Source organism: Phormidium pseudopriestleyi FRX01, from assembly GCF_017313335.1.
Lineage (GTDB): Bacteria > Cyanobacteriota > Cyanobacteriia > Cyanobacteriales > Laspinemataceae > Laspinema > Laspinema pseudopriestleyi.
Genome location: NZ_JAFLQW010000012.1, coordinates 1 through 7941, shown reverse-complemented (window position 1 = coordinate 7941; position 7941 = coordinate 1). Strand labels below are relative to the sequence as shown.

Here is a 7941-nt window from a genome sequence, read left to right as displayed (position 1 = left end):
TGTCTGAGGCGATCGCAGTTGCACCCGTCAGAAATTGATTATATTCACGCTCATGGCACCAGCACCCACCTCAATGACTGCACTGAAGCCAAATTAATTGCTTCCCTCTTTCCCCAAGGTGTGCCGGTGAGTTCGACCAAAGGAGCCACAGGTCATAGTTTAGGCGCTTCTGGGGCTTTGGGTGCGGCCTTTTGTCTCTTGGCGATGCGCGATCGCTGTTTACCCCCTTGTGTGGGGTTGACTGTCCCCGAATTTGAACTGGATTTCGTGAGGCGATCGCGTCAAATCCCGGTAGAACACACCCTCTGTTTTAGTTTTGGCTTTGGCGGACAGAATGCTGTGTTAGCTTTAGGACAATAAAACCTTTCCCGCTCGTCTGTCTTGTCCCCCCCGGTGTTAGTCTCCAAACCGGAAAAAGCGATCCACAAGGCTAAAAACTTTTAAAAGAGGCATTTACCCCATCCCTAAACTTTCGTAGGATAGAGTCAATCCCCCTAGTCTATTCCCGATGCAGGTAACTTAACATGGATTTGGAATCGCATCGATTTATTTCATATTTTCTCCCCGAACAAAGACCGGAATTATGCCAGAGTGCGACAATAGAAAAATTTCCCCAAGGTACGGTTATTTTTGAAGAAAATGAAAAACCTGATTCTTTGTATCTCGTTTTAGACGGCAAAATTGAATTTAGCAAACGAGGCGGATTAGGTCAATATCAAAATGTGGCCTGGGCTGAGGAAAATGACTTTTTTGGCGAGTTTGGTGTTTTAGATGGACAACCCCGCAGTGCCAGGGCCGTGGCTTGCACCCCAGTCACCATTGCCAAAATCCCGCGTGATCGCTTGATGGATATTTTAGAACGCTCTCCGGGAAAGGTGGTGTTGCAATTATTTCACCATATTATCCATTATCTGCGGCTGACCACTGAACAATATGTGAATCAAATGGTCCATAAACATAAAATGATGGCCGTCGGAGAGATGGCAAATACCATTATTCATGATTTTAAAAGTCCCTTTACCGGGATTTCTTTAGCCACTTCCATGTTGAAAGATTTGCATAAGGATGAAGAAACTCAAGAATGGTGCAGTTTAATTCAAGCGCAAATCAATCAAATGTTAGTCATGACTGAGGAGATTTTAGAATTTACTCGTGGTAACGCAGTTCTAAATAAAAAGCCTATTAATTTAGCCGAAACCTTAGAAAAATTTCAAAGATTAAATTTTATTTATTGGAATCAATTTCATATAAAGTTTATTCTTAACTGTGATAATATTGTTCTGAATGCCGATGAAAATAAACTGATGCGCGTCTGGCAGAACTTAGTCGGAAATGCAGTAGAAGCCTTAGATGGTCAGGGGGGACAAATTGTCATGGTTGCAACGAAGCTGCACCGGGATGCCCTGATCAAAATTGCTGACACCGGCCCGGGCATTCCTGAAGCCATTCAAGCCCGATTATTCGATCCCTTTGTCACTTATGGCAAGCGCGGTGGAACGGGACTGGGAACGGCGATCGCGCTTTCGATTGTGGAAGCACATGGGGGCGATATTACCTTTGAATCTCAAGCTGGAAAAGGCACAACATTTTATATCCGCTTACCCCTTTGTTGAGTCGAAATTTGAGTTAAAACCATGACCCTGACTGAACGCATTCTCTCTCAACTACCCGGTGATGTTCTCACAGGACTCCATCGCAGCGATCGCCTCTGGCAATCCCTTAAAAACAATCCCCAAGTGATTCCCTCTGTCATCACCGAACAGTCACAACCTGTCAACAAGCTGGACTGGGATATTTTAGTGTGTGGTGGCACGTTAGGAATTTTTATCGGGGCTGCTTTAGCCGTTAAAGGGTGGCGTGTGGCTTTAATTGAGCGCGGTATCCTGCGGGGTCGAGATCAAGAATGGAACATTTCCCGCGAAGAATTAACGGTATTTTTAGAACTAGATTTACTTTCAGAAGAACAGCTAGAACAGGCGATCGCCACCCAATACAATCCCGCCCGCATTCAATTTAATGGCGGTCCCGAATTCTGGGTCCGCGACGTTCTCAACATCGGCGTTGATCCAGTGTATCTTCTCGACACCCTCAAAGCCCGCTTTTTACAAGCTGGGGGTCAAATTTTTGAAAAAACCCCGTTTGAAAGTGCCAGCATTCACCCCAATGGCATCGTCGTCAAAAGTACAACGGGACAATCCTTTACGGCGCGCTTACTCCTCGATGTCATGGGGCATTTTTCCCCCATTGTCCGCCAAATTCGCCAAGGACAAAAACCCGATAGTGTCTGTCTGGTTGTCGGCAGTTGTGCGAAAGGATTTCCCCATAATGAAACGGGAGATTTAATCACCTCATTCACACCAATTCAAAAGCAATGTCAGTATTTTTGGGAAGCTTTTCCCGCAAGAGATGGTCGAACTACTTATTTATTTACTTATTTAGATGCCCATCCCAATCGCCTGAGTTTAACCGAGTTATTTGAAGATTACTTAAAGTTGTTGCCAGAATATCAAAAAGTAGAGTTAGACCAGTTAGAATTTGTGCGGGCGCTGTTTGGGTTTTTTCCCGCCTATCGAGACAGTCCAGTGCGATCGCCCTGGGACCGAATTCTGGCGGTTGGGGATAGTAGCGGACTCCAATCTCCTCTGAGTTTTGGGGGATTTGGAGCCATGTTGCGCCACCTCAAACGCCTAACCGAGGGCATTGATGAGGCATTATCACGAGAGATGCTCTCTTCAAGTGCCTTAGCCCGATTACAACCCTATCAGCCGAATATTTCGGTCACTTGGTTGTTTCAAAGAGCGATGAGTGTCGGGATGGAACAACAACTCGCACCGAATCAAATTAATGAACTCCTTTCCGGCGTTTTTACTTGTATGGAACAGTTAGGAGATCCAGTCCTTAAACCATTTTTACAAGATGTGATTCAATTTGGCGGACTCTCCCAAACCCTTTTTAAAACTGCGATCGCTCAAACTCATTCCGTCTTTCGAGTCATTCCTCAAGTCGGACTCCCGGCTTTGGTAGACTGGATGCAGCATTACCTTAACCTGGGCATTTATAGTGCCTTATCCCCCATCGGACAACGGTGTGAAACCTGGGTTAATCGGTTACCCCCCGCCCAACAATATTATTGCCATCGCTGGATTCAAGCTTGGCAATACGGATCCGGGGGCGACTGCGAAAGTTAAGCTGTTTGGCTGACCATCTTTGCCGTTTCTTCATCAGAAAACGGTGCATCTATCTTCCGTCAGACGCTCAGGAAACTCATGGGGTGCATCTACTCAGAACTCAAAAATCTCTTGGTGTTGAGCCTGAATTTGAGGAAATGTTATGAAGAAATGGCAAGGCTTAAATCAATCTGGGCGCAGTTCAAATATCACGGCAAAATTTAGCTCGGCTTTCATTGGGCTAATGTTGATTTTGGGAGGGGTTGCCACAACGGGATGGCTGTCTTTGAGCTTTGTGAGAAGCGAAACTCAAGCAACCATTGTTAGTAGCATTAAACTACAACGATTGGTGTTTGAAATGAATGATGCTTTAGACAAAGCCCGTCGCCTAGAACATGACTTTTTTGAACAGTGGTCAACAACCGGGTTTTTAGATGCGCGAGAGGAATATGCTAGAGCTTACGGGGAACAGATTGACCAGGTCCTGTCGATTAGCGATCTTCTGAAATCGTTACTGGCGACAGAGCAAGTCAGTGCTACCTTACGTCAGAGCAATCCTGCGGTGGTTTCTTATGAAGAAATGGTGCAACAGTACGCCAGTAGTTTTCGAGAAGCTTACGGATTGGTGGGGGAGTTAGGGATGGATAAGACGGGAATACTGGCTCGTTTACAGCAAAAGTCCCAACGGGTGGGGGATATTCTCCAATTTGCTGATGATCAGGAGTTAAGCCAGTTATATATGCAACTGCAATTTCGGGAAGAAGACTATCTCAGCGATCGCCAAAATTCCGAACGTACTGCCCTATATCAAGCAATCGAGGAGTTACAGACGGCAATTAGGCAGTCCCCTAACTTAACTTTAGAACGGCAATTAAATGCCCTCAATGCCCTCAATGATTATCAAGCTCTCGCCCGACAAATTATCCGCTTAGATCTGGAAATTCGCGCCCAAATTTCCCAATTTGATCGCCAAGCTGCTGAACTCTCTGCTCAACTGCTGGAAATCGCCCGTCAAGAAGTTCAGCAGGGAGCATACCGAATTAACCAAACCAGTCAGGCAGCGACGGGATTGCTGGTGGCTGCGTTGTTGTTAGCTCTGGTTTTTGCCAGTGCGATCGCCCAAGAATTTATCTATGCCTTAAAACAATTAGAAATTGAACAAGCCAAATCTGAAAGTCTCCTGCTCAATATTTTACCCAAAACCATCGCCGATCGCCTCAAAGAAGAAACCACCACCATTGCCGATCAGTTTACCGATGTCACCATCTTATTTGCGGATATTGTCGGGTTTACCAATCTCTCCTCCCGCATTTCTCCCCGGGAACTGGTGACCCTCCTCAACGAAATTTTTTCTGAATTTGACCGCATCGCAGACTTGCACGGGTTAGAAAAAATTAAAACCATTGGCGATGCTTATATGCTCGTTGGCGGACTTCCTGAACCCAAAGCCGATTGTGCCAAAGATGTCGCGGAAATGGCCCTCGATATGCAGCAGGCGATCGGCCAGTTTAATCTCAATCATCAGGAGAATATCAACATTAGAATTGGCATGAACACGGGATCCGTCGTTGCCGGAGTAATCGGGCAGAAAAAATTTATCTATGACCTCTGGGGAGATGCCGTCAATATTGCCAGTCGCATGGAATCTCACGGTCTACCCGGTTCGATTCAAGTCAGCGAAGATACTTATCAATTGTTAGCAAAACACTATCAGTTTGAAGAACGCGGTTCCATTATGATTAAAGGCAAAGGAGAAATGAAAACTTATTTTCTCCTGGGTAAGAATTCTGAAAAAGCAGAGAAAGAACGCAAGTTACTTCCCTTTCCCGATCCAAGTACCAGTAACAGCTATGGCATGGGGACCGGATTAGACCGATAGTGACGATAAACCGGCTTTATATCGCTAGTCTAAGGCCCTGGAATCATAAAATTAAGGAGTGGGAGCATCTTGCTCCCTTGCCGCCTTCATCCAGTCTGGACCCTCTAGCTTGGATAAATTGTGGCGGCGATTTCCAATCCACAGAGTTGCTAAACTAAAGTAGGGGTTAACGGAACTGACCTTCCCGGATACTTTCTGTATCCTAGAAACTGCCTGAAATTGTTCTGCAACTGTGTTAGCCACAAATCCCGATCGCCTAGACCCCCTACCCTTAGAGTTGTATCTATCATGACGACTAACCCTCAACCTACCGCTGCACAACCCGCCACAGAAACAGTGGAACAAACCAAACCTGGAAAATCTTCCCCGGAGAAAATGCCTCTTTTGGGACTCTCGTTACCCGAATTAACCGAATGGGTGCAACAGAAACAACAACCCGCCTATCGGGGAAAACAACTGCATAACTGGATTTATGACAAAGGCGCGCGATCGCTGGCTGACATTACCGTATTTTCCAAACAGTGGCGTGAACAAGTGGCCGACTATCCCCTCGGGCGATCGACTATTTCTCACAAGTCCATTGCCTCCGATGGCACGATTAAATATTTACTGCAATTAACCGATGGTCAAATCATTGAAGCGGTGGGAATTCCCACAGAAAAACGCTTGACAGTTTGCGTTTCTTCTCAAGTGGGATGTCCAATGGGTTGTGATTTTTGCGCCACGGGAAAAGGCGGATTTACTCGCAATTTGGCAACTCATGAAATTGTGGATCAAGTCTTAACCGTACAGGAAGACTTTGGACGCCGGGTGAGTCATGTTGTGTTTATGGGAATGGGAGAACCGTTACTCAATACCGAGAATGTTTTAGCGGCAGTGAGATCAATCAATGAAGATATTGGAATTGGTCAACGCTGCATCACCATTTCCACCGTCGGCATCCGCGATCGCATCCCCCAACTCGCCAAACATCGCGGTCAATTTACCCTTGCCGTCAGTCTCCATGCCTCTAACCAAAAACTCCGGGAAAAACTGATTCCTAATGCCGGGGGGTATTCCATCGAAAAAATCATTGCCGATTGTCGGGACTATGTGAAAATTTCTGGACGCCGGGTGACGTTTGAATATATCTTACTCGCCGAATTTAACGATCGCACCCAAAATGCCGAAGAACTCGCCAGCTTATTGCGCGGGTTCCAAAGTCACGTCAACTTGATTCCCTATAACCCGATTGAGGAAGTAGACTTTAAACGACCCAATCGCCAGCGGGTACAAGCCTTTGTGGAAGCCTTAGAAAAGCGACATATTGCAGTCAGCGTCCGCTATTCCAGGGGATTAGAAGCTGATGCAGCCTGTGGTCAATTGAGGGCTTCCAAAGCCTAAAAAAAGGGCGATCGCCTTTTGAAATGCGATCGCCCGAATTAAGCAGCAAGAATGTTAGTCAGGAAGAGAGAATTAATCGATTTGAGTTATAAATTTAATGGGACCGACGAACCGAGAGACCCGGAGCATAAGCCTCCACTACGCGACCCGTACTCACACAACTCACCATCAAATAGTCACAACTTGGACATTGAGTCTGACTGAAATCTCGTTTTGAAAAGTAATACCGTTCCGCGAGACTTCCACAATTGGGACATCGAATCGCTTGAAGTGTCTGCATTTTAAACCCTCTCGGTTAAATGATGGGACGACAAAAAACAAGAAACTAAAAGAACAGAAAAATTTGCAGGATTAGGGAGAATCGATTCTGAATCGGTGAAAATCGCTGTTTTGCCTTTTGACCTGTCAATAACATGGACTGGCATCCTTGACTGGTGGAAAATTCAACGGGCGATCGGCTCCTGCCTACAGAATCATCCAAAAAAACAATCTTTTTGAGTAAAAACCGATTGCGTTACCGGGAACTCATCGGGTAGAATCCAGAGAAGTTATTCTCTGTCTTCCATTAGAATCATCCCTGAAAACCACCCCGAGGGAAGTGATCCCCATCCGCCTGATCCGTGATCCCCATCACTTTTTGCCCGTTTCAACCGCAAATCTCAGGGGTATGCCCCAAAAATCAAAGATATCTAATGGGCGATCGGTCACTCCCCCGGCTCACACCCATCAAACCGAAAAGCCTAAGCGATTATTTGCTAATCCTTCATTATAAATCACAGAGGGGACAGAAAAATTGTGTACTTCTGAATCCTCAATTTTCCATCCCCACTCCAAACCTACCCCCCATCCTCGTGACATCGCTCCGCCCTGTCACGAAAAATCAGCGGATCTGCCGCCTGCAAAACTTCACCCAAATCAGCCGATTAAGCCCCTAACAGCAGCCAGAACCTCCCCCCCCCATCCTCGTGACATGGCTCCGCCCTGTCACGAAAAATCAGCGGATCTGCCGCCTGCAAAACTTCACGAACATTAGAGAATCCCTAGGCCCTCATATCCGTGGAGTTACTCCCCTCCTCAAAACCCCAAAACACGATGATTTTGCTATAATTATTTTATCATAAACTCCTCAAAAAATACCTCAAATTCCCCTAGTTTTAACATTTAATTCGAGCCAAACCAACCAACGGAGGCCACAATGATTCCAGAAACTACAACCAATCCAAAAACCCCAATCATCTACCCCGAAAGCGACGGTCAACCCATCGCAGATAACACCGAACAATTCCAATGGATTGTCACCCTTCAAGGGGGAATAGATGCCCTGTTTAAAGAAGACCCCAACGTATTTGTAGCCGGAGACTTACTCTGGTATCCTGTCGAAGGCAACAATAAACAGCAAGTCGCCCCAGATGTGATGGTCGCCTTTGGACGCCCCAAAGGCGACCGTGGGTCTTATCTGCAATGGCAAGAAGACAACATCCCCCCCAAGTCGTCTTTGAAGTCTTGTCTCCC

6 protein-coding genes and 2 pseudogenes are annotated in these 7941 nt (G+C 46.2%); 6 read left to right on the top strand and 2 right to left on the bottom strand.

From position 1 onward, the window contains the following. The 4 genes and pseudogenes from J0895_RS00415 to J0895_RS00400 form a co-directional block, all read left to right on the top strand. Positions 1–360: pseudogene (locus tag J0895_RS00415) on the top strand (beta-ketoacyl-ACP synthase); the annotation flags it as partial. Positions 361–524: 164 nt separating this feature from the next. Continuing rightward, positions 525–1613 carry an ATP-binding protein gene (locus tag J0895_RS00410; protein WP_207086174.1) on the top strand — a complete coding sequence of 363 codons (1089 nt, stop codon included), beginning with the start codon at positions 525–527 and terminating at the stop codon, positions 1611–1613. A gap of 21 nt (positions 1614–1634) precedes the next feature. Beyond that, positions 1635–3188, top strand: coding sequence for an NAD(P)/FAD-dependent oxidoreductase (locus tag J0895_RS00405; RefSeq protein WP_207086173.1), 1554 nt, complete (start codon positions 1635–1637; stop codon positions 3186–3188). Positions 3189–3330: 142 nt separating this feature from the next. Beyond that, on the top strand, positions 3331–5046 hold the full coding sequence (locus J0895_RS00400; RefSeq protein ID WP_207086172.1) for an adenylate/guanylate cyclase domain-containing protein: 1716 nt from the start codon (positions 3331–3333) through the stop codon (positions 5044–5046). A gap of 51 nt (positions 5047–5097) precedes the next feature. Here the strand turns inward: J0895_RS00400 and J0895_RS00395 are convergent, their stop codons facing one another. Further along, positions 5098–5289 carry a hypothetical protein gene (locus J0895_RS00395; protein ID WP_207086171.1) on the bottom strand — a complete coding sequence of 64 codons (192 nt, stop codon included), beginning with the start codon at positions 5287–5289 and terminating at the stop codon, positions 5098–5100. A gap of 132 nt (positions 5290–5421) precedes the next feature. Here J0895_RS00395 and rlmN point away from each other — a divergent pair, with 132 nt between their 5' ends. Continuing rightward, on the top strand, positions 5422–6429 hold the full coding sequence (gene rlmN, locus J0895_RS00390) for a dual-specificity RNA methyltransferase RlmN (protein WP_207086175.1): 1008 nt from the start codon (positions 5422–5424) through the stop codon (positions 6427–6429). A 94-nt stretch (positions 6430–6523) separates the two neighbouring features. Here rlmN and J0895_RS00385 read toward each other — a convergent pair whose 3' ends face one another. Continuing rightward, positions 6524–6709 carry a replication restart DNA helicase PriA gene (locus J0895_RS00385; RefSeq protein WP_207086170.1) on the bottom strand — a complete coding sequence of 62 codons (186 nt, stop codon included), beginning with the start codon at positions 6707–6709 and terminating at the stop codon, positions 6524–6526. 915 nt (positions 6710–7624) lie between these two features. Here J0895_RS00385 and J0895_RS00380 point away from each other — a divergent pair. Continuing rightward, positions 7625–7941: pseudogene (locus J0895_RS00380) on the top strand (Uma2 family endonuclease); the annotation flags it as partial.

Bases quoted from the DNA above. Each gene is read 5' to 3' on its own strand.
- J0895_RS00410 (WP_207086174.1), top strand. From the start codon at position 525: ATGGATTTGGAATCGCATCGATTTATTTCATATTTTCTCCCCGAACAA.
- J0895_RS00405 (WP_207086173.1), top strand. From the start codon at position 1,635: ATGACCCTGACTGAACGCATTCTCTCTCAACTACCCGGTGATGTTCTC.
- J0895_RS00400 (WP_207086172.1), top strand. From the start codon at position 3,331: ATGAAGAAATGGCAAGGCTTAAATCAATCTGGGCGCAGTTCAAATATC.
- rlmN (WP_207086175.1), top strand. From the start codon at position 5,422: ATGCCTCTTTTGGGACTCTCGTTACCCGAATTAACCGAATGGGTGCAA.
- J0895_RS00385 (WP_207086170.1), bottom strand. From the start codon at position 6,709: ATGCAGACACTTCAAGCGATTCGATGTCCCAATTGTGGAAGTCTCGCG.